The 22,969-nt window shown below is 41.4% G+C and carries 16 protein-coding genes and 5 pseudogenes; 7 read left to right on the plus strand and 14 right to left on the minus strand.

From position 1 onward, the window contains the following. Window positions 1-335: 335 nt before the first annotated feature. Window positions 336-653 (minus strand): annotated as a pseudogene (locus tag MTP24_RS08040) (signal recognition particle protein); the annotation flags it as partial. Between the two features lie 116 nt (window positions 654-769). After that, the gene (locus MTP24_RS08045) at window positions 770-1,408 is read right to left on the minus strand and encodes an ATP-binding cassette domain-containing protein (protein ID WP_243530456.1); all 639 of its coding nucleotides are present in this window, start codon (window positions 1,406-1,408) and stop codon (window positions 770-772) included. A gap of 293 nt (window positions 1,409-1,701) precedes the next feature. Between MTP24_RS08045 and MTP24_RS08050 the strand changes: the two genes are divergently transcribed. Continuing rightward, the gene (locus tag MTP24_RS08050) at window positions 1,702-2,319 is read left to right on the plus strand and encodes a 2Fe-2S iron-sulfur cluster-binding protein (protein ID WP_279388981.1); all 618 of its coding nucleotides are present in this window, start codon (window positions 1,702-1,704) and stop codon (window positions 2,317-2,319) included. Here MTP24_RS08050 and MTP24_RS08055 read toward each other — a convergent pair. Both MTP24_RS08055 and MTP24_RS08060 read right to left on the minus strand, forming a co-directional pair. Continuing rightward, on the minus strand, window positions 2,267-2,791 hold the full coding sequence (locus tag MTP24_RS08055) for a nucleotidyltransferase family protein (protein ID WP_347814582.1): 525 nt from the start codon (window positions 2,789-2,791) through the stop codon (window positions 2,267-2,269). The two genes, MTP24_RS08050 and MTP24_RS08055, sit on opposite strands and share 53 nt — an antisense overlap. 111 nt (window positions 2,792-2,902) lie before the next feature. Then, the gene (locus MTP24_RS08060) at window positions 2,903-5,887 is read right to left on the minus strand and encodes a Tn3 family transposase (RefSeq protein WP_243530463.1); all 2,985 of its coding nucleotides are present in this window, start codon (window positions 5,885-5,887) and stop codon (window positions 2,903-2,905) included. 138 nt (window positions 5,888-6,025) lie between these two features. Here MTP24_RS08060 and MTP24_RS08065 point away from each other — a divergent pair. Then, window positions 6,026-7,042: pseudogene (locus MTP24_RS08065) on the plus strand (ammonium transporter); the annotation flags it as partial. Window positions 7,043-7,182: 140 nt separating this feature from the next. Here the strand turns inward: MTP24_RS08065 and MTP24_RS08070 are convergent. Further along, entirely contained in the window at window positions 7,183-7,758 is a 576-nt protein-coding gene (locus MTP24_RS08070) for a TetR/AcrR family transcriptional regulator (protein ID WP_243530453.1), read from the minus strand. Window positions 7,759-7,872: 114 nt separating this feature from the next. On the opposite strand from MTP24_RS08070, the gene MTP24_RS08075 reads away from it, so the two are divergent. Then, entirely contained in the window at window positions 7,873-8,469 is a 597-nt protein-coding gene (locus MTP24_RS08075) for a cytochrome P460 family protein (RefSeq protein WP_243530454.1), read from the plus strand. 343 nt (window positions 8,470-8,812) lie between these two features. Here MTP24_RS08075 and MTP24_RS08080 read toward each other — a convergent pair. Next, window positions 8,813-9,130 (minus strand): annotated as a pseudogene (locus MTP24_RS08080) (signal recognition particle protein); the annotation flags it as partial. Between the two features lie 116 nt (window positions 9,131-9,246). Continuing rightward, window positions 9,247-9,885 (minus strand): ATP-binding cassette domain-containing protein, encoded by a 639-nt coding sequence (locus MTP24_RS08085; protein WP_243530456.1) that lies wholly within the window; start codon window positions 9,883-9,885, stop codon window positions 9,247-9,249. A 293-nt stretch (window positions 9,886-10,178) separates the two neighbouring features. On the opposite strand from MTP24_RS08085, the gene MTP24_RS08090 reads away from it, so the two are divergent. After that, window positions 10,179-10,796 (plus strand): 2Fe-2S iron-sulfur cluster-binding protein, encoded by a 618-nt coding sequence (locus MTP24_RS08090; protein WP_279388981.1) that lies wholly within the window; start codon window positions 10,179-10,181, stop codon window positions 10,794-10,796. Here MTP24_RS08090 and MTP24_RS08095 read toward each other — a convergent pair. Both MTP24_RS08095 and MTP24_RS08100 read right to left on the minus strand, forming a co-directional pair. Further along, the gene (locus MTP24_RS08095; RefSeq protein WP_347814582.1) at window positions 10,744-11,268 is read right to left on the minus strand and encodes a nucleotidyltransferase family protein; all 525 of its coding nucleotides are present in this window, start codon (window positions 11,266-11,268) and stop codon (window positions 10,744-10,746) included. The genes MTP24_RS08090 and MTP24_RS08095 overlap by 53 nt on opposite strands. 111 nt (window positions 11,269-11,379) lie before the next feature. Beyond that, complete coding sequence (locus MTP24_RS08100; protein ID WP_243530463.1) at window positions 11,380-14,364, minus strand: Tn3 family transposase; 2,985 nt, start codon at window positions 14,362-14,364, stop codon at window positions 11,380-11,382. Window positions 14,365-14,502: 138 nt separating this feature from the next. On the opposite strand from MTP24_RS08100, the pseudogene MTP24_RS08105 reads away from it, so the two are divergent. Then, a pseudogene (locus tag MTP24_RS08105) lies at window positions 14,503-15,519 on the plus strand (ammonium transporter); the annotation flags it as partial. Between the two features lie 140 nt (window positions 15,520-15,659). Here MTP24_RS08105 and MTP24_RS08110 read toward each other — a convergent pair. Further along, on the minus strand, window positions 15,660-16,235 hold the full coding sequence (locus MTP24_RS08110; RefSeq protein ID WP_243530453.1) for a TetR/AcrR family transcriptional regulator: 576 nt from the start codon (window positions 16,233-16,235) through the stop codon (window positions 15,660-15,662). A gap of 114 nt (window positions 16,236-16,349) precedes the next feature. Between MTP24_RS08110 and MTP24_RS08115 the strand changes: the two genes are divergently transcribed. Next, entirely contained in the window at window positions 16,350-16,946 is a 597-nt protein-coding gene (locus MTP24_RS08115; RefSeq protein WP_243530454.1) for a cytochrome P460 family protein, read from the plus strand. A gap of 343 nt (window positions 16,947-17,289) precedes the next feature. Here the strand turns inward: MTP24_RS08115 and MTP24_RS08120 are convergent. Further along, a pseudogene (locus tag MTP24_RS08120) lies at window positions 17,290-17,607 on the minus strand (signal recognition particle protein); the annotation flags it as partial. 116 nt (window positions 17,608-17,723) lie between these two features. Beyond that, the gene (locus MTP24_RS08125) at window positions 17,724-18,362 is read right to left on the minus strand and encodes an ATP-binding cassette domain-containing protein (RefSeq protein WP_243530456.1); all 639 of its coding nucleotides are present in this window, start codon (window positions 18,360-18,362) and stop codon (window positions 17,724-17,726) included. A 293-nt stretch (window positions 18,363-18,655) separates the two neighbouring features. Here MTP24_RS08125 and MTP24_RS08130 point away from each other — a divergent pair, with 293 nt between their 5' ends. Then, the gene (locus MTP24_RS08130) at window positions 18,656-19,273 is read left to right on the plus strand and encodes a 2Fe-2S iron-sulfur cluster-binding protein (protein WP_279388981.1); all 618 of its coding nucleotides are present in this window, start codon (window positions 18,656-18,658) and stop codon (window positions 19,271-19,273) included. Here the strand turns inward: MTP24_RS08130 and MTP24_RS08135 are convergent. Together MTP24_RS08135 and MTP24_RS08140 are read right to left on the minus strand one after the other, a co-directional pair. Further along, window positions 19,221-19,745 carry a nucleotidyltransferase family protein gene (locus MTP24_RS08135; protein WP_347814582.1) on the minus strand — a complete coding sequence of 175 codons (525 nt, stop codon included), beginning with the start codon at window positions 19,743-19,745 and terminating at the stop codon, window positions 19,221-19,223. The genes MTP24_RS08130 and MTP24_RS08135 overlap by 53 nt on opposite strands. A gap of 111 nt (window positions 19,746-19,856) precedes the next feature. Beyond that, window positions 19,857-22,841, minus strand: coding sequence for a Tn3 family transposase (locus MTP24_RS08140; RefSeq protein WP_243530463.1), 2,985 nt, complete (start codon window positions 22,839-22,841; stop codon window positions 19,857-19,859). Between the last annotated feature and the right edge of the window lie 128 nt (window positions 22,842-22,969).

The raw sequence follows: 22,969 nt of genomic DNA on the forward strand, positions 1-22,969 counted from the left end.
CAGAATAAGCAATTATACCTAATATTGTTATTTAACCGTCTAACGTCGTTGCCTGCATGGATGCAGGTACTTAGTTTTTATCGGGAATAAAAAAACTGTATTTTCACGCCCAATAACCATCTATTGTTTTATAGAAATGCCTTGATAATCACATAAATTTAATCACTGGAGAATTAAGACTTTTTATTTTTTTAATCCAGACAAAGATACATAATATGTTAATAAATCAATGAGTTATTCAATCCATCAATCCGAGTTGAGGTTAACTATATTGAATATTTAGAAAGCAAAAAGGTAGCTTTCGCTACCTTTTTTATATGAGTTCAGAGCTGCAATTATCTACCGCCGAACATTCCACCCATACCGCCACCGCCAGGAGGCATCATACCTTTCATGCTACGCATCATTTTTTGCATACCACCTTTGCCTGACATTTTTTTCATCATTTTTTGCATTTGAGTGAATTGTTTAAGTAATTTATTCACATCTTGTATCTGTGTACCAGAACCTAACGCAATACGACGCTTACGAGAGCCTTTAATAATTTCTGGACGTTGGCGTTCACCTGGTGTCATTGAATTAATCATAGCTTCCATACGAATAGTGATTTTGTCATCCATTTGACCTTTTACTTGCTCAGACATATTACCCATTCAGTTAGTGGATTGATATTAACTTGGCGATTGCCAATAGCCTGCTTTTTATTGTAGATTGGCAAGATGAGAGGGCATTAATCCTACTTATACTTCAAGATGAGAGGGCATTAATCCTACTTATACTTTGTCGCTTGGTCACATAACGCACGCACTTCATCTAACTTGTGTGAGATGAACAAAATGGCGCAGCCTTCTGCTTTTAGGCGATTGAGGGTGATGAATAGCTGTTCCACCTCTTGCGGCGTAAGGACGGATGTCGGCTCGTCTAAAATTAATAAGCGAATGTCTTGTAGTAAGCACCGTACGATTTCGACACGTTGACGTGCTCCTACTGATAGCGAATGCACGTAACGATCAGGATCAAGTGCCATGCCGTAGTGTTCCGATACTTGGCGAATACGATCACTGAGTGCGCGGCGATTACGGGTTTGGTCTTTCGGGAGGCTGAGAGCGATATTTTCTGCCACCGTTAAGGTTTCGAATAAAGAAAAGTGCTGAAACACCATGCCTATGCCCAATTCGCGGGCATGTGCAGGGCTGCGTATCTGAGTTGGCGTACCTTCCCACAGCAGAGTACCGGCGTCGGCCGCTACGATGCCGTAGATGATTTTCATTAGGGTACTTTTACCGGCCCCGTTTTCACCGAGCAGGGCATGGCATTCGCCCGCCGCTACGGCAAGGTGAATATCATCATTGGCAATGCAGCCGGGATATTGTTTGCGGATGCCCCGCAGTTCGAGTCTTGATGTCACGTTAGCTAAACCTGATGGTGCAAGAACAACAGCTTTTAAAAAGCTGACTAGATGGACAAGATGTTAGCAATTAACTTGCCAGTATCTATTCTTGAATAGAAAGAGGTTTCAAAATATAAGCTTGACCAGTTGGTCAGGAAATTGCAGGCTGGAAAATAAGGTAAACAAGACGGCTACTCGGGAAACTTCAATCAGCCCAGTCGCTATAGGTGATATCGCACGTTTAACGATCACGCTATGCGCGCTTTAAGCCCGAGTTTCTTGGTATTTTTAACAAGAGTGTAGGATAGACAGTGATACGTTTTAATTTAAATGGTGAATGGATCGAAGATGGGAATATTGACCCCATGTGCACCATTCTCAATTATTTGCGCACTCAAATGGCGCAGACAGACGTCAAGGAAGGTTGCGCAGCCGGTGACTGTGGCGCATGCACTGTTATGCTTGCCAGCCTCGATAACGGTCAACTTTCTTTCTATACGGTCAATGCCTGCATTGCCTTAATGGCGCACCTGCACAATCGCTATATTTTTACTGCGCAGGGTATTGCTCAACAGTCGTTACACCCAGCGCAACAAGCCATGATTGATTTCCATGGATCGCAATGTGGATTTTGTACCCCTGGTATTGTGATGTCGCTAGCGACTCTGTATCAGCAGCGACTGCAACAGGGTATTGATTTAAATATTGTGCCTAGTGATCACGATATTCATGCCGCGTTATCGGGTAATTTATGTCGGTGCACCGGTTATCAGCCTATCGTCTCTGCGGCTCGTCATATGGGTGATTATCCCAAGAGGGATTGTGCTGAGCAGGTACAAGCAGCCGCTGTTGTAGAGTTTGATCCCAATGCAGGCGTTAGCTGGCAAGATGAGAGGGCATTAATCCTTGGCAAGATGAGAGGGCATTAATCCTACTTATACTTTTGGCGATTGCCAATAGCAAATGCACCGCGCTATGTAAATAGCGATCTTGCGCGCTTAAAACAGAAAAACTATAACCCTCAACCGCCTCGACAGCTGAAAACAACGCCTCATCATTCAAACGAATCCGGCTGGTTGGCGGCACTAACGTATGGTGTAAGTCGAGTTCTATATGGCGAGCCGCATGCGTCAACGGCGGCACCTCATGCATCCAGTAGCGATAATAATGATCATCATAAGCCGTTAATGCCGAATCTTGATGCCAGCCCAAGGTAGATAAGCGTTGCTCCGCATCCTCTAAATAGGCCTTTGGGACTAATAAATCCAAATCAGACACTCGCCGCCCCTTGGCATGCGGTAAGTGCAAGGCTAAATAAGCGGCCCCCTTCAATAGCACTAAAGGATAGCCACTATCGGCAAAAGCCATCGATAAAGCCGAAAACTCACGCCGCAACTGCAAACTAAAAAAACCTGCCCGAATACGGGGTTCTAGGGATTTTCCCCTCTAAAGTAACATAAATCGCCATAACCCAAGCAGTTAGTGGCTTGTGGAGCTGGGTTACCTTTCATTTTAGACTTCATTTTGAACAATAGGCCTAGTTATTTCCTGTAAATCAGGTAGTTTGCGGTTACTAGCGAACTGATAAGTGCCGCTTAGATTAATATTCTGCCATGCAACGGGTGATACTTGTCGAGTTATTGCAGCTTTTTCCTCGTCACCAACGTCTTCAAAGTGCAGTAGTAGATGACTTAGGATCATCGAGTTAAAGTAAATAATTGCATTTGCCGTCAAACGGGCACACTCGTTCCAAACGACTATTTCTGATTCGTTTTTTCCGCGGAACTGGTCACGATTGACCGATGCAATGGCTCGCCTGAGGAAATGCCAGGCTTCGCCTCGGTTCAGTGCTCGTTGAACATATTGGCGCAGACTTGCATCATCAATATAATCAAGTAAATATTGGGCTTTGATGAGCCTATTATATTCCGTTAATGCTTGTAATATAGGGTGTCCAGATGGATAACCAGATAATTTGCGTACTAGCAATGCCTGTGTTGTGCGTTTTTCTTGAAGGGATAACACAATACGCTGAATATCCTGCCAGCCTTCCTCAATCACATTCATTTTTATCGGCTTTTTCAGCGCCAGATGCGTATTTCCGTCGTCGCTTTCAGTTACGTTAAATAGGTCATTGATCACACTGGTGAACTGAGCATACCTAGGCGCAAAACTATAACCGCATAAATCCAATAAGGCATAATTAACATGATTAACACCATGGGTGTCGGTTGAGAGTACGTCAGGCTTAAGATCACTAGTATTAGATTGTAGTAAGTCGTAAATATAATGGGACTCATGCTCATTAGATCCTATTATACGGGCATTTAACGCACTATGATTGGCAACTAACGTCATGGCCGTAATACCTTTGTTGGTGCCGAAGTATTTCGAGGAGTAGCGAGTTTTAAAAGTCTCAAGGTGAGTTTCAAATTTTTGCCCATCGGTACTGGCGTGTAGGACGTCTTCTTGGATGTGATAGTGACGGAAAATAGGGAGTGCCGCTACTGCGTTATTGATGATATCACTTGCCTCTTGCAAGGTTTCAGGCCTAATATAATTAGCTTGTATAGTGCTTAGATGCTCATAACTGCGATCAGATATTTGTGCCATCCCATATACGCCACGATGTGTCGCATTCGCAATGAGAATAGCCAATAAATCATCCTGATTGGCGCCTACTTGTTTTTGGATTGGCAGCACGTGTGCGAAGCATTGCATAAAGTTGGTTTCTTGTTCAACATAACGCAACACATCAGCAATACTGACGGGGATCATCTGTTTAAAGAAGGGGTTGTTGACAAATGATCGGGAGCCTTTAACTGGCAGTCGCCATCGTGCGCCACTTCGGCTCTTCATGATCACATTGCGGTTATCACCATTATCAATGTGACGAGCAACATCTTCTAGGGATGTTGCTAAGCGTATTTGTTTTACTTGCAGTAGCTTCTGAATCGGCTGCTTTAGCTTTTCCAACGTTGACGATGCCAATAGATCAGACTGTATTGACGATGCAATTAAGTCGTCTTCTAGCGCACGATATTTAGTGACGTTTGATAAGTAAATTCGACCATTAAGCCGAGAAGCCAGTTGACGGTAAAGCAACCATTCGTATCGCTGTGGATGAACAACATCGTTGTTGAGTAACCATGGACGATGTTTTTGTTGGATAAGTGTACTATCCATTGTTTGCAATGTATTACCTGCTAATAGTTCTGTTTTTGTGGTTCTGAGCTGTGTCACCAATACTTCTGAGCCTTTACCTGCTTGGCATTCAAGACATAGAAACACGGGCCTTAATAACTGTTCAAGTAAGGTGTTTTGATCATCATAATATTGCCATTGATATTCTTCTACTGTGCGTTTTTGCTTTTTTAAGTACAGGCATAGCGTTTCTATGTCTTGGTTATTCATTACACTCAATGCTTGTTGCCTAACCGTTGCAAATGGTTGATTATCGTCGATACTGTCATCAACAAACAGATGGAGTAATTCTGCAGCTTTGGTGACATTGTCCGCAGCTGACCTCCATGAATCAAACACTGCCTGTTGGGCAAACGCATGCGCAGCTTCTTGTTGTTTCCGGATATGATGAATAAAACCATCAGTCAGTCGCTCTAAGCTTTGCCGTATGCGTTGAGTCAGAAAACACAGCAACCATAGGTGTTGCTGTGGACGCTTAAAGCGTTTTAGTTTACTACCATAATAATCCACCATTTCACCGAAGTGTTGTTGGTTTTTAGACGATAAGGCTAAGTCCTTAACAGCATCATCAATCTGTCTTGTATAAGGCTGTAACTGATGATAAACAATCAGTTCTTTTTTTAGCTCTGTCACCATAACGCTTTTTGCACCTGCTCGAAGCTGGCTTAAGGAGAGCCCATCTTTGTCATCGATAATAGTATTTAGAAATTCGTGTAGTTCAGATGAAACATGAATACGAAGCTTATTATTTAACCCCTTCTTTACCTGTTGGATAACACGACTGATAAGCTTTTGTAAGACAGTATATTTAGGGATGGCAATTCTATGCGTTGCTAGAGATTCAGCGGCTGCATCGAATAGATAACGAGGCTCAAGCCAAGCTTTGCCGACCATAACAAGATGATCGTACAACGGCGCAAAGTGCAGACTTTCGTCCCATTTCTGATAGTTTAATAACCTCAGTATTCTTTGATATATACGGTCACGTTGCATCTTATTTATGCTGAAAGGCCTGATCCCTTTGCCTCCTTGAACTTGCGTTGAAATAAACTGCATATCGTCAAAGATGAGGTTAAAGCTAGGTGAAAGAATGACAGGCTTAGACTTAAAATACCCTAATAAAGCAATGAAATAACATCGGTGGTTCCTTAGGCGAATACTTTTCGACTCTGTTAACTCGATCTCGTTTGGCGTAAAATACAATCGTTGCTGTTCAAGTGATAATAGCGGCGGAGAATATAGATCAAGCTGCTCAGCTTTGGTAAGAATTGAGAGTTCGTTTTTTATAGCCATAGGAATTACGTTAAGTTTAAGGGGTAGTTAACCTCATAATTTGCCATACTTTGGAGAAGTAACCCACCTTTGTATGCCTTTAGATATCGTGAGTATGGCGATTTATGTTACTTTAGAGGGGAAAATCCCTAGAACCCCTTTATTGGTGATTTCAGTAAAGTATTCATGGTAGGCATAACGAAAGAAACTCTCTCTGGTGATATTCCTGAAAGTTTATTTATGTTATTTCAAATGACTTTTGCAGTAATAACTCCAGCGCTAATTATAGGTGGGTTCGCTGAACGCATGAAATTTTCCGCAGTACTTATTTTTAGTGGTTTATGGCTATTAGCTGTTTACACACCTGTTACTCATTGGGTATGGGGCGGTGGCTGGCTAAGTGAAATGGGCGTATATGATTTTGCAGGTGGTATTGTTGTACATATTACAGCAGGTACAGCTGCCTTAGTTGCTGCTATGGTTTTAGGTCCACGTAGAGGTTTTGGTACAGCCCCATTATTACCACATAACTTAACCATGACAGTAACAGGTGCTGGTATGTTATGGGTAGGCTGGTTTGGTTTTAACGGTGGTAGTGCACTAGCAGCTAACGGTGATGCTTCAATGGCGATGTTAGTAACTCATATCTCTGCCGCTGCAGGTACATTAACTTGGGCTTTTATTGAATGGAGAAAATTCGGTAAAGCGAGTGTTATTGGTGCTGTTACAGGTATGGTAGCGGGTTTAGGTACTATTACGCCAGCATCAGGCTTTGTTGGACCAGGTGGTGCATTAATTATAGGTATTTCAGCAGGTATTGTTTGTTATTATTCAACAGTATTTATCAAACAAAAGCTTCGTATAGATGACTCTTTAGATGTTTTCCCTGTGCATGGTGTCGGTGGTATTTTAGGTACATTTTTAGCGGGTATTTTGTCAGCAACAAGTTTAGGTGTATTCAGTGGTTTTGGTTTTGCCGATGGTATTAACACAATGGGCGAACAAGTTTATGTTCAAACTGTTGGTATCGTTTCAACACTTATTTACACAGCCGTAGTCACTTATGTATTACTTAAATTAGTTGGTTTGATGACTAACGGTTTACGTGTTGATGAGGAAGGTGAAGAGAACGGGTTAGACTTAGTTGATCATGACGAGTCTGGTTATAACCTTTAACTCTCACAAACATTAATATTATTACCCAAAAGGCATAGCGTTAACCGTTATGCCTTTTTCTTTTTATTGAATGTTATGACATTTATTAGCCTAAATAGAGGGTACTCAATTAAAAGACAAAAACGGTAGTATTCACTGCCCTATATACCCAATAACTTCACCTGTTGCTTGGCCAATGCCTTCAATCTGTTCTTTGTATACCCTAATTTACACATTAATCTAAAGCCCATATAACCAGACATAACGGCATCAACTTTTGATAGAATTTCTTCATCATTTTTATTTAAATCGCTAGTTAAGAAATGCTCAAAAAAAACTTGAGCCATAGGTGCAAATAATTCGCTAACTTTTTCAGCAACAGACTTATCTTTTCCTCCAAGCTCACTAGCTGTATCACATAAGAGGCATCCTCTAGAAATTGTATTTTCACTACCTTGTTCTATAGCTTTTTCTAAAATATTTTTGTAGCCTGTAGTAATTACTTTAGAATCAATCATCATACTAACAACCGCACTTATTTCTTTCTTACCGTAGTATTCAAGTACTTTAAAAAACAATGTTCGTTTATCTGTATATGCATTATACAAACTACCTCTACGAATTTTCGTCGCATTTTCAAGATCTTCAGTCGATGTAGCGTTGTAACCTTTCTGCCAAAAAATCGACATAGCATTATTTAGTACGGTTTCTTCATCAAACTTTCTAGGTCTTGCCATCTAAAATTCCTGTTCATAATTAGTTTTTATATGAATATACCAAAATAACTTTATAAAGTAGAGAAAAAGGTTTATATTGGTACGGTAATTCAAAAACAAATAAAGGACCACATTATGATTAGCTCTTTTTCACGCACTGCCTTATTAGGAGTAGTGCTTGCATTCACAAGTACAGTATCTACAGCTGATACACTAAATAACTTTGTTGCCTCTGATGGAACACCACTATTACCAGACAACTTTAGAAGCTGGGAGTTTTTAGGCAGTTTTACAGGTTTAGCTCCTGATAAAAATGGCTCACATGAAATGCATAGCGTTTATGCTAGCCCAGGTACAGTAGAGTATTATCAAGAAAACGCGAGCTATCCAGATGGAGCCGTATTAGTAAAAGAAGTTTTAGAAACAAATACTGAAAATTTAACAACTGGACGTATTTCTTATGCAACCAAAACTAAAGGTTGGTTTGTTTGGATTAAAGATAAAAAGAACAGATTTCCTGAAAGTAAGTTATGGGGTGATGGCTGGGGCTGGGCATTTTATGCTGCTGGTGATAAACCCGTGCTACAAACAACAGATTATAAAAATGATTGTTTAGGTTGTCATATACCAGCAAAAGACACTGATTATTCGTATATCCGAGGCTATCCAACGCTTCAAGCAGTGCTTAACGCACATGATAAAAATGTGTCTGAAAAAGAAAAAGCTAAATAACCTGAATTCAGAATAAGCAATTATACCTAATATTGTTATTTAACCGTCTAACGTCGTTGCCTGCATGGATGCAGGTACTTAGTTTTTATCGGGAATAAAAAAACTGTATTTTCACGCCCAATAACCATCTATTGTTTTATAGAAATGCCTTGATAATCACATAAATTTAATCACTGGAGAATTAAGACTTTTTATTTTTTTAATCCAGACAAAGATACATAATATGTTAATAAATCAATGAGTTATTCAATCCATCAATCCGAGTTGAGGTTAACTATATTGAATATTTAGAAAGCAAAAAGGTAGCTTTCGCTACCTTTTTTATATGAGTTCAGAGCTGCAATTATCTACCGCCGAACATTCCACCCATACCGCCACCGCCAGGAGGCATCATACCTTTCATGCTACGCATCATTTTTTGCATACCACCTTTGCCTGACATTTTTTTCATCATTTTTTGCATTTGAGTGAATTGTTTAAGTAATTTATTCACATCTTGTATCTGTGTACCAGAACCTAACGCAATACGACGCTTACGAGAGCCTTTAATAATTTCTGGACGTTGGCGTTCACCTGGTGTCATTGAATTAATCATAGCTTCCATACGAATAGTGATTTTGTCATCCATTTGACCTTTTACTTGCTCAGACATATTACCCATTCAGTTAGTGGATTGATATTAACTTGGCGATTGCCAATAGCCTGCTTTTTATTGTAGATTGGCAAGATGAGAGGGCATTAATCCTACTTATACTTCAAGATGAGAGGGCATTAATCCTACTTATACTTTGTCGCTTGGTCACATAACGCACGCACTTCATCTAACTTGTGTGAGATGAACAAAATGGCGCAGCCTTCTGCTTTTAGGCGATTGAGGGTGATGAATAGCTGTTCCACCTCTTGCGGCGTAAGGACGGATGTCGGCTCGTCTAAAATTAATAAGCGAATGTCTTGTAGTAAGCACCGTACGATTTCGACACGTTGACGTGCTCCTACTGATAGCGAATGCACGTAACGATCAGGATCAAGTGCCATGCCGTAGTGTTCCGATACTTGGCGAATACGATCACTGAGTGCGCGGCGATTACGGGTTTGGTCTTTCGGGAGGCTGAGAGCGATATTTTCTGCCACCGTTAAGGTTTCGAATAAAGAAAAGTGCTGAAACACCATGCCTATGCCCAATTCGCGGGCATGTGCAGGGCTGCGTATCTGAGTTGGCGTACCTTCCCACAGCAGAGTACCGGCGTCGGCCGCTACGATGCCGTAGATGATTTTCATTAGGGTACTTTTACCGGCCCCGTTTTCACCGAGCAGGGCATGGCATTCGCCCGCCGCTACGGCAAGGTGAATATCATCATTGGCAATGCAGCCGGGATATTGTTTGCGGATGCCCCGCAGTTCGAGTCTTGATGTCACGTTAGCTAAACCTGATGGTGCAAGAACAACAGCTTTTAAAAAGCTGACTAGATGGACAAGATGTTAGCAATTAACTTGCCAGTATCTATTCTTGAATAGAAAGAGGTTTCAAAATATAAGCTTGACCAGTTGGTCAGGAAATTGCAGGCTGGAAAATAAGGTAAACAAGACGGCTACTCGGGAAACTTCAATCAGCCCAGTCGCTATAGGTGATATCGCACGTTTAACGATCACGCTATGCGCGCTTTAAGCCCGAGTTTCTTGGTATTTTTAACAAGAGTGTAGGATAGACAGTGATACGTTTTAATTTAAATGGTGAATGGATCGAAGATGGGAATATTGACCCCATGTGCACCATTCTCAATTATTTGCGCACTCAAATGGCGCAGACAGACGTCAAGGAAGGTTGCGCAGCCGGTGACTGTGGCGCATGCACTGTTATGCTTGCCAGCCTCGATAACGGTCAACTTTCTTTCTATACGGTCAATGCCTGCATTGCCTTAATGGCGCACCTGCACAATCGCTATATTTTTACTGCGCAGGGTATTGCTCAACAGTCGTTACACCCAGCGCAACAAGCCATGATTGATTTCCATGGATCGCAATGTGGATTTTGTACCCCTGGTATTGTGATGTCGCTAGCGACTCTGTATCAGCAGCGACTGCAACAGGGTATTGATTTAAATATTGTGCCTAGTGATCACGATATTCATGCCGCGTTATCGGGTAATTTATGTCGGTGCACCGGTTATCAGCCTATCGTCTCTGCGGCTCGTCATATGGGTGATTATCCCAAGAGGGATTGTGCTGAGCAGGTACAAGCAGCCGCTGTTGTAGAGTTTGATCCCAATGCAGGCGTTAGCTGGCAAGATGAGAGGGCATTAATCCTTGGCAAGATGAGAGGGCATTAATCCTACTTATACTTTTGGCGATTGCCAATAGCAAATGCACCGCGCTATGTAAATAGCGATCTTGCGCGCTTAAAACAGAAAAACTATAACCCTCAACCGCCTCGACAGCTGAAAACAACGCCTCATCATTCAAACGAATCCGGCTGGTTGGCGGCACTAACGTATGGTGTAAGTCGAGTTCTATATGGCGAGCCGCATGCGTCAACGGCGGCACCTCATGCATCCAGTAGCGATAATAATGATCATCATAAGCCGTTAATGCCGAATCTTGATGCCAGCCCAAGGTAGATAAGCGTTGCTCCGCATCCTCTAAATAGGCCTTTGGGACTAATAAATCCAAATCAGACACTCGCCGCCCCTTGGCATGCGGTAAGTGCAAGGCTAAATAAGCGGCCCCCTTCAATAGCACTAAAGGATAGCCACTATCGGCAAAAGCCATCGATAAAGCCGAAAACTCACGCCGCAACTGCAAACTAAAAAAACCTGCCCGAATACGGGGTTCTAGGGATTTTCCCCTCTAAAGTAACATAAATCGCCATAACCCAAGCAGTTAGTGGCTTGTGGAGCTGGGTTACCTTTCATTTTAGACTTCATTTTGAACAATAGGCCTAGTTATTTCCTGTAAATCAGGTAGTTTGCGGTTACTAGCGAACTGATAAGTGCCGCTTAGATTAATATTCTGCCATGCAACGGGTGATACTTGTCGAGTTATTGCAGCTTTTTCCTCGTCACCAACGTCTTCAAAGTGCAGTAGTAGATGACTTAGGATCATCGAGTTAAAGTAAATAATTGCATTTGCCGTCAAACGGGCACACTCGTTCCAAACGACTATTTCTGATTCGTTTTTTCCGCGGAACTGGTCACGATTGACCGATGCAATGGCTCGCCTGAGGAAATGCCAGGCTTCGCCTCGGTTCAGTGCTCGTTGAACATATTGGCGCAGACTTGCATCATCAATATAATCAAGTAAATATTGGGCTTTGATGAGCCTATTATATTCCGTTAATGCTTGTAATATAGGGTGTCCAGATGGATAACCAGATAATTTGCGTACTAGCAATGCCTGTGTTGTGCGTTTTTCTTGAAGGGATAACACAATACGCTGAATATCCTGCCAGCCTTCCTCAATCACATTCATTTTTATCGGCTTTTTCAGCGCCAGATGCGTATTTCCGTCGTCGCTTTCAGTTACGTTAAATAGGTCATTGATCACACTGGTGAACTGAGCATACCTAGGCGCAAAACTATAACCGCATAAATCCAATAAGGCATAATTAACATGATTAACACCATGGGTGTCGGTTGAGAGTACGTCAGGCTTAAGATCACTAGTATTAGATTGTAGTAAGTCGTAAATATAATGGGACTCATGCTCATTAGATCCTATTATACGGGCATTTAACGCACTATGATTGGCAACTAACGTCATGGCCGTAATACCTTTGTTGGTGCCGAAGTATTTCGAGGAGTAGCGAGTTTTAAAAGTCTCAAGGTGAGTTTCAAATTTTTGCCCATCGGTACTGGCGTGTAGGACGTCTTCTTGGATGTGATAGTGACGGAAAATAGGGAGTGCCGCTACTGCGTTATTGATGATATCACTTGCCTCTTGCAAGGTTTCAGGCCTAATATAATTAGCTTGTATAGTGCTTAGATGCTCATAACTGCGATCAGATATTTGTGCCATCCCATATACGCCACGATGTGTCGCATTCGCAATGAGAATAGCCAATAAATCATCCTGATTGGCGCCTACTTGTTTTTGGATTGGCAGCACGTGTGCGAAGCATTGCATAAAGTTGGTTTCTTGTTCAACATAACGCAACACATCAGCAATACTGACGGGGATCATCTGTTTAAAGAAGGGGTTGTTGACAAATGATCGGGAGCCTTTAACTGGCAGTCGCCATCGTGCGCCACTTCGGCTCTTCATGATCACATTGCGGTTATCACCATTATCAATGTGACGAGCAACATCTTCTAGGGATGTTGCTAAGCGTATTTGTTTTACTTGCAGTAGCTTCTGAATCGGCTGCTTTAGCTTTTCCAACGTTGACGATGCCAATAGATCAGACTGTATTGACGATGCAATTAAGTCGTCTTCTAGCGCACGATATTTAGTGACGTTTGATAAGTAAATTCGACCATTAAGCCGAGAAGCCAGTTGACGGTAAAGCAACCATTCGTATCGCTGTGGATGAACAACATCGTTGTTGAGTAACCATGGACGATGTTTTTGTTGGATAAGTGTACTATCCATTGTTTGCAATGTATTACCTGCTAATAGTTCTGTTTTTGTGGTTCTGAGCTGTGTCACCAATACTTCTGAGCCTTTACCTGCTTGGCATTCAAGACATAGAAACACGGGCCTTAATAACTGTTCAAGTAAGGTGTTTTGATCATCATAATATTGCCATTGATATTCTTCTACTGTGCGTTTTTGCTTTTTTAAGTACAGGCATAGCGTTTCTATGTCTTGGTTATTCATTACACTCAATGCTTGTTGCCTAACCGTTGCAAATGGTTGATTATCGTCGATACTGTCATCAACAAACAGATGGAGTAATTCTGCAGCTTTGGTGACATTGTCCGCAGCTGACCTCCATGAATCAAACACTGCCTGTTGGGCAAACGCATGCGCAGCTTCTTGTTGTTTCCGGATATGATGAATAAAACCATCAGTCAGTCGCTCTAAGCTTTGCCGTATGCGTTGAGTCAGAAAACACAGCAACCATAGGTGTTGCTGTGGACGCTTAAAGCGTTTTAGTTTACTACCATAATAATCCACCATTTCACCGAAGTGTTGTTGGTTTTTAGACGATAAGGCTAAGTCCTTAACAGCATCATCAATCTGTCTTGTATAAGGCTGTAACTGATGATAAACAATCAGTTCTTTTTTTAGCTCTGTCACCATAACGCTTTTTGCACCTGCTCGAAGCTGGCTTAAGGAGAGCCCATCTTTGTCATCGATAATAGTATTTAGAAATTCGTGTAGTTCAGATGAAACATGAATACGAAGCTTATTATTTAACCCCTTCTTTACCTGTTGGATAACACGACTGATAAGCTTTTGTAAGACAGTATATTTAGGGATGGCAATTCTATGCGTTGCTAGAGATTCAGCGGCTGCATCGAATAGATAACGAGGCTCAAGCCAAGCTTTGCCGACCATAACAAGATGATCGTACAACGGCGCAAAGTGCAGACTTTCGTCCCATTTCTGATAGTTTAATAACCTCAGTATTCTTTGATATATACGGTCACGTTGCATCTTATTTATGCTGAAAGGCCTGATCCCTTTGCCTCCTTGAACTTGCGTTGAAATAAACTGCATATCGTCAAAGATGAGGTTAAAGCTAGGTGAAAGAATGACAGGCTTAGACTTAAAATACCCTAATAAAGCAATGAAATAACATCGGTGGTTCCTTAGGCGAATACTTTTCGACTCTGTTAACTCGATCTCGTTTGGCGTAAAATACAATCGTTGCTGTTCAAGTGATAATAGCGGCGGAGAATATAGATCAAGCTGCTCAGCTTTGGTAAGAATTGAGAGTTCGTTTTTTATAGCCATAGGAATTACGTTAAGTTTAAGGGGTAGTTAACCTCATAATTTGCCATACTTTGGAGAAGTAACCCACCTTTGTATGCCTTTAGATATCGTGAGTATGGCGATTTATGTTACTTTAGAGGGGAAAATCCCTAGAACCCCTTTATTGGTGATTTCAGTAAAGTATTCATGGTAGGCATAACGAAAGAAACTCTCTCTGGTGATATTCCTGAAAGTTTATTTATGTTATTTCAAATGACTTTTGCAGTAATAACTCCAGCGCTAATTATAGGTGGGTTCGCTGAACGCATGAAATTTTCCGCAGTACTTATTTTTAGTGGTTTATGGCTATTAGCTGTTTACACACCTGTTACTCATTGGGTATGGGGCGGTGGCTGGCTAAGTGAAATGGGCGTATATGATTTTGCAGGTGGTATTGTTGTACATATTACAGCAGGTACAGCTGCCTTAGTTGCTGCTATGGTTTTAGGTCCACGTAGAGGTTTTGGTACAGCCCCATTATTACCACATAACTTAACCATGACAGTAACAGGTGCTGGTATGTTATGGGTAGGCTGGTTTGGTTTTAACGGTGGTAGTGCACTAGCAGCTAACGGTGATGCTTCAATGGCGATGTTAGTAACTCATATCTCTGCCGCTGCAGGTACATTAACTTGGGCTTTTATTGAATGGAGAAAATTCGGTAAAGCGAGTGTTATTGGTGCTGTTACAGGTATGGTAGCGGGTTTAGGTACTATTACGCCAGCATCAGGCTTTGTTGGACCAGGTGGTGCATTAATTATAGGTATTTCAGCAGGTATTGTTTGTTATTATTCAACAGTATTTATCAAACAAAAGCTTCGTATAGATGACTCTTTAGATGTTTTCCCTGTGCATGGTGTCGGTGGTATTTTAGGTACATTTTTAGCGGGTATTTTGTCAGCAACAAGTTTAGGTGTATTCAGTGGTTTTGGTTTTGCCGATGGTATTAACACAATGGGCGAACAAGTTTATGTTCAAACTGTTGGTATCGTTTCAACACTTATTTACACAGCCGTAGTCACTTATGTATTACTTAAATTAGTTGGTTTGATGACTAACGGTTTACGTGTTGATGAGGAAGGTGAAGAGAACGGGTTAGACTTAGTTGATCATGACGAGTCTGGTTATAACCTTTAACTCTCACAAACATTAATATTATTACCCAAAAGGCATAGCGTTAACCGTTATGCCTTTTTCTTTTTATTGAATGTTATGACATTTATTAGCCTAAATAGAGGGTACTCAATTAAAAGACAAAAACGGTAGTATTCACTGCCCTATATACCCAATAACTTCACCTGTTGCTTGGCCAATGCCTTCAATCTGTTCTTTGTATACCCTAATTTACACATTAATCTAAAGCCCATATAACCAGACATAACGGCATCAACTTTTGATAGAATTTCTTCATCATTTTTATTTAAATCGCTAGTTAAGAAATGCTCAAAAAAAACTTGAGCCATAGGTGCAAATAATTCGCTAACTTTTTCAGCAACAGACTTATCTTTTCCTCCAAGCTCACTAGCTGTATCACATAAGAGGCATCCTCTAGAAATTGTATTTTCACTACCTTGTTCTATAGCTTTTTCTAAAATATTTTTGTAGCCTGTAGTAATTACTTTAGAATCAATCATCATACTAACAACCGCACTTATTTCTTTCTTACCGTAGTATTCAAGTACTTTAAAAAACAATGTTCGTTTATCTGTATATGCATTATACAAACTACCTCTACGAATTTTCGTCGCATTTTCAAGATCTTCAGTCGATGTAGCGTTGTAACCTTTCTGCCAAAAAATCGACATAGCATTATTTAGTACGGTTTCTTCATCAAACTTTCTAGGTCTTGCCATCTAAAATTCCTGTTCATAATTAGTTTTTATATGAATATACCAAAATAACTTTATAAAGTAGAGAAAAAGGTTTATATTGGTACGGTAATTCAAAAACAAATAAAGGACCACATTATGATTAGCTCTTTTTCACGCACTGCCTTATTAGGAGTAGTGCTTGCATTCACAAGTACAGTATCTACAGCTGATACACTAAATAACTTTGTTGCCTCTGATGGAACACCACTATTACCAGACAACTTTAGAAGCTGGGAGTTTTTAGGCAGTTTTACAGGTTTAGCTCCTGATAAAAATGGCTCACATGAAATGCATAGCGTTTATGCTAGCCCAGGTACAGTAGAGTATTATCAAGAAAACGCGAGCTATCCAGATGGAGCCGTATTAGTAAAAGAAGTTTTAGAAACAAATACTGAAAATTTAACAACTGGACGTATTTCTTATGCAACCAAAACTAAAGGTTGGTTTGTTTGGATTAAAGATAAAAAGAACAGATTTCCTGAAAGTAAGTTATGGGGTGATGGCTGGGGCTGGGCATTTTATGCTGCTGGTGATAAACCCGTGCTACAAACAACAGATTATAAAAATGATTGTTTAGGTTGTCATATACCAGCAAAAGACACTGATTATTCGTATATCCGAGGCTATCCAACGCTTCAAGCAGTGCTTAACGCACATGATAAAAATGTGTCTGAAAAAGAAAAAGCTAAATAACCTGAATTCAGAATAAGCAATTATACCTAATATTGTTATTTAACCGTCTAACGTCGTTGCCTGCATGGATGCAGGTACTTAGTTTTTATCGGGAATAAAAAAACTGTATTTTCACGCCCAATAACCATCTATTGTTTTATAGAAATGCCTTGATAATCACATAAATTTAATCACTGGAGAATTAAGACTTTTTATTTTTTTAATCCAGACAAAGATACATAATATGTTAATAAATCAATGAGTTATTCAATCCATCAATCCGAGTTGAGGTTAACTATATTGAATATTTAGAAAGCAAAAAGGTAGCTTTCGCTACCTTTTTTATATGAGTTCAGAGCTGCAATTATCTACCGCCGAACATTCCACCCATACCGCCACCGCCAGGAGGCATCATACCTTTCATGCTACGCATCATTTTTTGCATACCACCTTTGCCTGACATTTTTTTCATCATTTTTTGCATTTGAGTGAATTGTTTAAGTAATTTATTCACATCTTGTATCTGTGTACCAGAACCTAACGCAATACGACGCTTACGAGAGCCTTTAATAATTTCTGGACGTTGGCGTTCACCTGGTGTCATTGAATTAATCATAGCTTCCATACGAATAGTGATTTTGTCATCCATTTGACCTTTTACTTGCTCAGACATATTACCCATTCAGTTAGTGGATTGATATTAACTTGGCGATTGCCAATAGCCTGCTTTTTATTGTAGATTGGCAAGATGAGAGGGCATTAATCCTACTTATACTTCAAGATGAGAGGGCATTAATCCTACTTATACTTTGTCGCTTGGTCACATAACGCACGCACTTCATCTAACTTGTGTGAGATGAACAAAATGGCGCAGCCTTCTGCTTTTAGGCGATTGAGGGTGATGAATAGCTGTTCCACCTCTTGCGGCGTAAGGACGGATGTCGGCTCGTCTAAAATTAATAAGCGAATGTCTTGTAGTAAGCACCGTACGATTTCGACACGTTGACGTGCTCCTACTGATAGCGAATGCACGTAACGATCAGGATCAAGTGCCATGCCGTAGTGTTCCGATACTTGGCGAATACGATCACTGAGTGCGCGGCGATTACGGGTTTGGTCTTTCGGGAGGCTGAGAGCGATATTTTCTGCCACCGTTAAGGTTTCGAATAAAGAAAAGTGCTGAAACACCATGCCTATGCCCAATTCGCGGGCATGTGCAGGGCTGCGTATCTGAGTTGGCGTACCTTCCCACAGCAGAGTACCGGCGTCGGCCGCTACGATGCCGTAGATGATTTTCATTAGGGTACTTTTACCGGCCCCGTTTTCACCGAGCAGGGCATGGCATTCGCCCGCCGCTACGGCAAGGTGAATATCATCATTGGCAATGCAGCCGGGATATTGTTTGCGGATGCCCCGCAGTTCGAGTCTTGATGTCACGTTAGCTAAACCTGATGGTGCAAGAACAACAGCTTTTAAAAAGCTGACTAGATGGACAAGATGTTAGCAATTAACTTGCCAGTATCTATTCTTGAATAGAAAGAGGTTTCAAAATATAAGCTTGACCAGTTGGTCAGGAAATTGCAGGCTGGAAAATAAGGTAAACAAGACGGCTACTCGGGAAACTTCAATCAGCCCAGTCGCTATAGGTGATATCGCACGTTTAACGATCACGCTATGCGCGCTTTAAGCCCGAGTTTCTTGGTATTTTTAACAAGAGTGTAGGATAGACAGTGATACGTTTTAATTTAAATGGTGAATGGATCGAAGATGGGAATATTGACCCCATGTGCACCATTCTCAATTATTTGCGCACTCAAATGGCGCAGACAGACGTCAAGGAAGGTTGCGCAGCCGGTGACTGTGGCGCATGCACTGTTATGCTTGCCAGCCTCGATAACGGTCAACTTTCTTTCTATACGGTCAATGCCTGCATTGCCTTAATGGCGCACCTGCACAATCGCTATATTTTTACTGCGCAGGGTATTGCTCAACAGTCGTTACACCCAGCGCAACAAGCCATGATTGATTTCCATGGATCGCAATGTGGATTTTGTACCCCTGGTATTGTGATGTCGCTAGCGACTCTGTATCAGCAGCGACTGCAACAGGGTATTGATTTAAATATTGTGCCTAGTGATCACGATATTCATGCCGCGTTATCGGGTAATTTATGTCGGTGCACCGGTTATCAGCCTATCGTCTCTGCGGCTCGTCATATGGGTGATTATCCCAAGAGGGATTGTGCTGAGCAGGTACAAGCAGCCGCTGTTGTAGAGTTTGATCCCAATGCAGGCGTTAGCTGGCAAGATGAGAGGGCATTAATCCTTGGCAAGATGAGAGGGCATTAATCCTACTTATACTTTTGGCGATTGCCAATAGCAAATGCACCGCGCTATGTAAATAGCGATCTTGCGCGCTTAAAACAGAAAAACTATAACCCTCAACCGCCTCGACAGCTGAAAACAACGCCTCATCATTCAAACGAATCCGGCTGGTTGGCGGCACTAACGTATGGTGTAAGTCGAGTTCTATATGGCGAGCCGCATGCGTCAACGGCGGCACCTCATGCATCCAGTAGCGATAATAATGATCATCATAAGCCGTTAATGCCGAATCTTGATGCCAGCCCAAGGTAGATAAGCGTTGCTCCGCATCCTCTAAATAGGCCTTTGGGACTAATAAATCCAAATCAGACACTCGCCGCCCCTTGGCATGCGGTAAGTGCAAGGCTAAATAAGCGGCCCCCTTCAATAGCACTAAAGGATAGCCACTATCGGCAAAAGCCATCGATAAAGCCGAAAACTCACGCCGCAACTGCAAACTAAAAAAACCTGCCCGAATACGGGGTTCTAGGGATTTTCCCCTCTAAAGTAACATAAATCGCCATAACCCAAGCAGTTAGTGGCTTGTGGAGCTGGGTTACCTTTCATTTTAGACTTCATTTTGAACAATAGGCCTAGTTATTTCCTGTAAATCAGGTAGTTTGCGGTTACTAGCGAACTGATAAGTGCCGCTTAGATTAATATTCTGCCATGCAACGGGTGATACTTGTCGAGTTATTGCAGCTTTTTCCTCGTCACCAACGTCTTCAAAGTGCAGTAGTAGATGACTTAGGATCATCGAGTTAAAGTAAATAATTGCATTTGCCGTCAAACGGGCACACTCGTTCCAAACGACTATTTCTGATTCGTTTTTTCCGCGGAACTGGTCACGATTGACCGATGCAATGGCTCGCCTGAGGAAATGCCAGGCTTCGCCTCGGTTCAGTGCTCGTTGAACATATTGGCGCAGACTTGCATCATCAATATAATCAAGTAAATATTGGGCTTTGATGAGCCTATTATATTCCGTTAATGCTTGTAATATAGGGTGTCCAGATGGATAACCAGATAATTTGCGTACTAGCAATGCCTGTGTTGTGCGTTTTTCTTGAAGGGATAACACAATACGCTGAATATCCTGCCAGCCTTCCTCAATCACATTCATTTTTATCGGCTTTTTCAGCGCCAGATGCGTATTTCCGTCGTCGCTTTCAGTTACGTTAAATAGGTCATTGATCACACTGGTGAACTGAGCATACCTAGGCGCAAAACTATAACCGCATAAATCCAATAAGGCATAATTAACATGATTAACACCATGGGTGTCGGTTGAGAGTACGTCAGGCTTAAGATCACTAGTATTAGATTGTAGTAAGTCGTAAATATAATGGGACTCATGCTCATTAGATCCTATTATACGGGCATTTAACGCACTATGATTGGCAACTAACGTCATGGCCGTAATACCTTTGTTGGTGCCGAAGTATTTCGAGGAGTAGCGAGTTTTAAAAGTCTCAAGGTGAGTTTCAAATTTTTGCCCATCGGTACTGGCGTGTAGGACGTCTTCTTGGATGTGATAGTGACGGAAAATAGGGAGTGCCGCTACTGCGTTATTGATGATATCACTTGCCTCTTGCAAGGTTTCAGGCCTAATATAATTAGCTTGTATAGTGCTTAGATGCTCATAACTGCGATCAGATATTTGTGCCATCCCATATACGCCACGATGTGTCGCATTCGCAATGAGAATAGCCAATAAATCATCCTGATTGGCGCCTACTTGTTTTTGGATTGGCAGCACGTGTGCGAAGCATTGCATAAAGTTGGTTTCTTGTTCAACATAACGCAACACATCAGCAATACTGACGGGGATCATCTGTTTAAAGAAGGGGTTGTTGACAAATGATCGGGAGCCTTTAACTGGCAGTCGCCATCGTGCGCCACTTCGGCTCTTCATGATCACATTGCGGTTATCACCATTATCAATGTGACGAGCAACATCTTCTAGGGATGTTGCTAAGCGTATTTGTTTTACTTGCAGTAGCTTCTGAATCGGCTGCTTTAGCTTTTCCAACGTTGACGATGCCAATAGATCAGACTGTATTGACGATGCAATTAAGTCGTCTTCTAGCGCACGATATTTAGTGACGTTTGATAAGTAAATTCGACCATTAAGCCGAGAAGCCAGTTGACGGTAAAGCAACCATTCGTATCGCTGTGGATGAACAACATCGTTGTTGAGTAACCATGGACGATGTTTTTGTTGGATAAGTGTACTATCCATTGTTTGCAATGTATTACCTGCTAATAGTTCTGTTTTTGTGGTTCTGAGCTGTGTCACCAATACTTCTGAGCCTTTACCTGCTTGGCATTCAAGACATAGAAACACGGGCCTTAATAACTGTTCAAGTAAGGTGTTTTGATCATCATAATATTGCCATTGATATTCTTCTACTGTGCGTTTTTGCTTTTTTAAGTACAGGCATAGCGTTTCTATGTCTTGGTTATTCATTACACTCAATGCTTGTTGCCTAACCGTTGCAAATGGTTGATTATCGTCGATACTGTCATCAACAAACAGATGGAGTAATTCTGCAGCTTTGGTGACATTGTCCGCAGCTGACCTCCATGAATCAAACACTGCCTGTTGGGCAAACGCATGCGCAGCTTCTTGTTGTTTCCGGATATGATGAATAAAACCATCAGTCAGTCGCTCTAAGCTTTGCCGTATGCGTTGAGTCAGAAAACACAGCAACCATAGGTGTTGCTGTGGACGCTTAAAGCGTTTTAGTTTACTACCATAATAATCCACCATTTCACCGAAGTGTTGTTGGTTTTTAGACGATAAGGCTAAGTCCTTAACAGCATCATCAATCTGTCTTGTATAAGGCTGTAACTGATGATAAACAATCAGTTCTTTTTTTAGCTCTGTCACCATAACGCTTTTTGCACCTGCTCGAAGCTGGCTTAAGGAGAGCCCATCTTTGTCATCGATAATAGTATTTAGAAATTCGTGTAGTTCAGATGAAACATGAATACGAAGCTTATTATTTAACCCCTTCTTTACCTGTTGGATAACACGACTGATAAGCTTTTGTAAGACAGTATATTTAGGGATGGCAATTCTATGCGTTGCTAGAGATTCAGCGGCTGCATCGAATAGATAACGAGGCTCAAGCCAAGCTTTGCCGACCATAACAAGATGATCGTACAACGGCGCAAAGTGCAGACTTTCGTCCCATTTCTGATAGTTTAATAACCTCAGTATTCTTTGATATATACGGTCACGTTGCATCTTATTTATGCTGAAAGGCCTGATCCCTTTGCCTCCTTGAACTTGCGTTGAAATAAACTGCATATCGTCAAAGATGAGGTTAAAGCTAGGTGAAAGAATGACAGGCTTAGACTTAAAATACCCTAATAAAGCAATGAAATAACATCGGTGGTTCCTTAGGCGAATACTTTTCGACTCTGTTAACTCGATCTCGTTTGGCGTAAAATACAATCGTTGCTGTTCAAGTGATAATAGCGGCGGAGAATATAGATCAAGCTGCTCAGCTTTGGTAAGAATTGAGAGTTCGTTTTTTATAGCCATAGGAATTACGTTAAGTTTAAGGGGTAGTTAACCTCATAATTTGCCATACTTTGGAGAAGTAACCCACCTTTGTATGCCTTTAGATATCGTGAGTATGGCGATTTATGTTACTTTAGAGGGGAAAATCC

It is taken from the genome of Pseudoalteromonas sp. APM04 (assembly GCF_022809815.1).
GTDB classification, from domain to species: domain Bacteria; phylum Pseudomonadota; class Gammaproteobacteria; order Enterobacterales; family Alteromonadaceae; genus Pseudoalteromonas; species Pseudoalteromonas marina.

Coding starts and splice junctions, on each gene's coding strand:
- MTP24_RS08060 (WP_243530463.1), bottom strand. CDS start 5,887: ATGGCTATAAAAAACGAACTCTCAATTCTTACCAAAGCTGAGCAGCTT.
- MTP24_RS08100 (WP_243530463.1), bottom strand. CDS start 14,364: ATGGCTATAAAAAACGAACTCTCAATTCTTACCAAAGCTGAGCAGCTT.
- MTP24_RS08115 (WP_243530454.1), top strand. CDS start 16,350: ATGATTAGCTCTTTTTCACGCACTGCCTTATTAGGAGTAGTGCTTGCA.
- MTP24_RS08075 (WP_243530454.1), top strand. CDS start 7,873: ATGATTAGCTCTTTTTCACGCACTGCCTTATTAGGAGTAGTGCTTGCA.
- MTP24_RS08110 (WP_243530453.1), bottom strand. CDS start 16,235: ATGGCAAGACCTAGAAAGTTTGATGAAGAAACCGTACTAAATAATGCT.
- MTP24_RS08070 (WP_243530453.1), bottom strand. CDS start 7,758: ATGGCAAGACCTAGAAAGTTTGATGAAGAAACCGTACTAAATAATGCT.
- MTP24_RS08140 (WP_243530463.1), bottom strand. CDS start 22,841: ATGGCTATAAAAAACGAACTCTCAATTCTTACCAAAGCTGAGCAGCTT.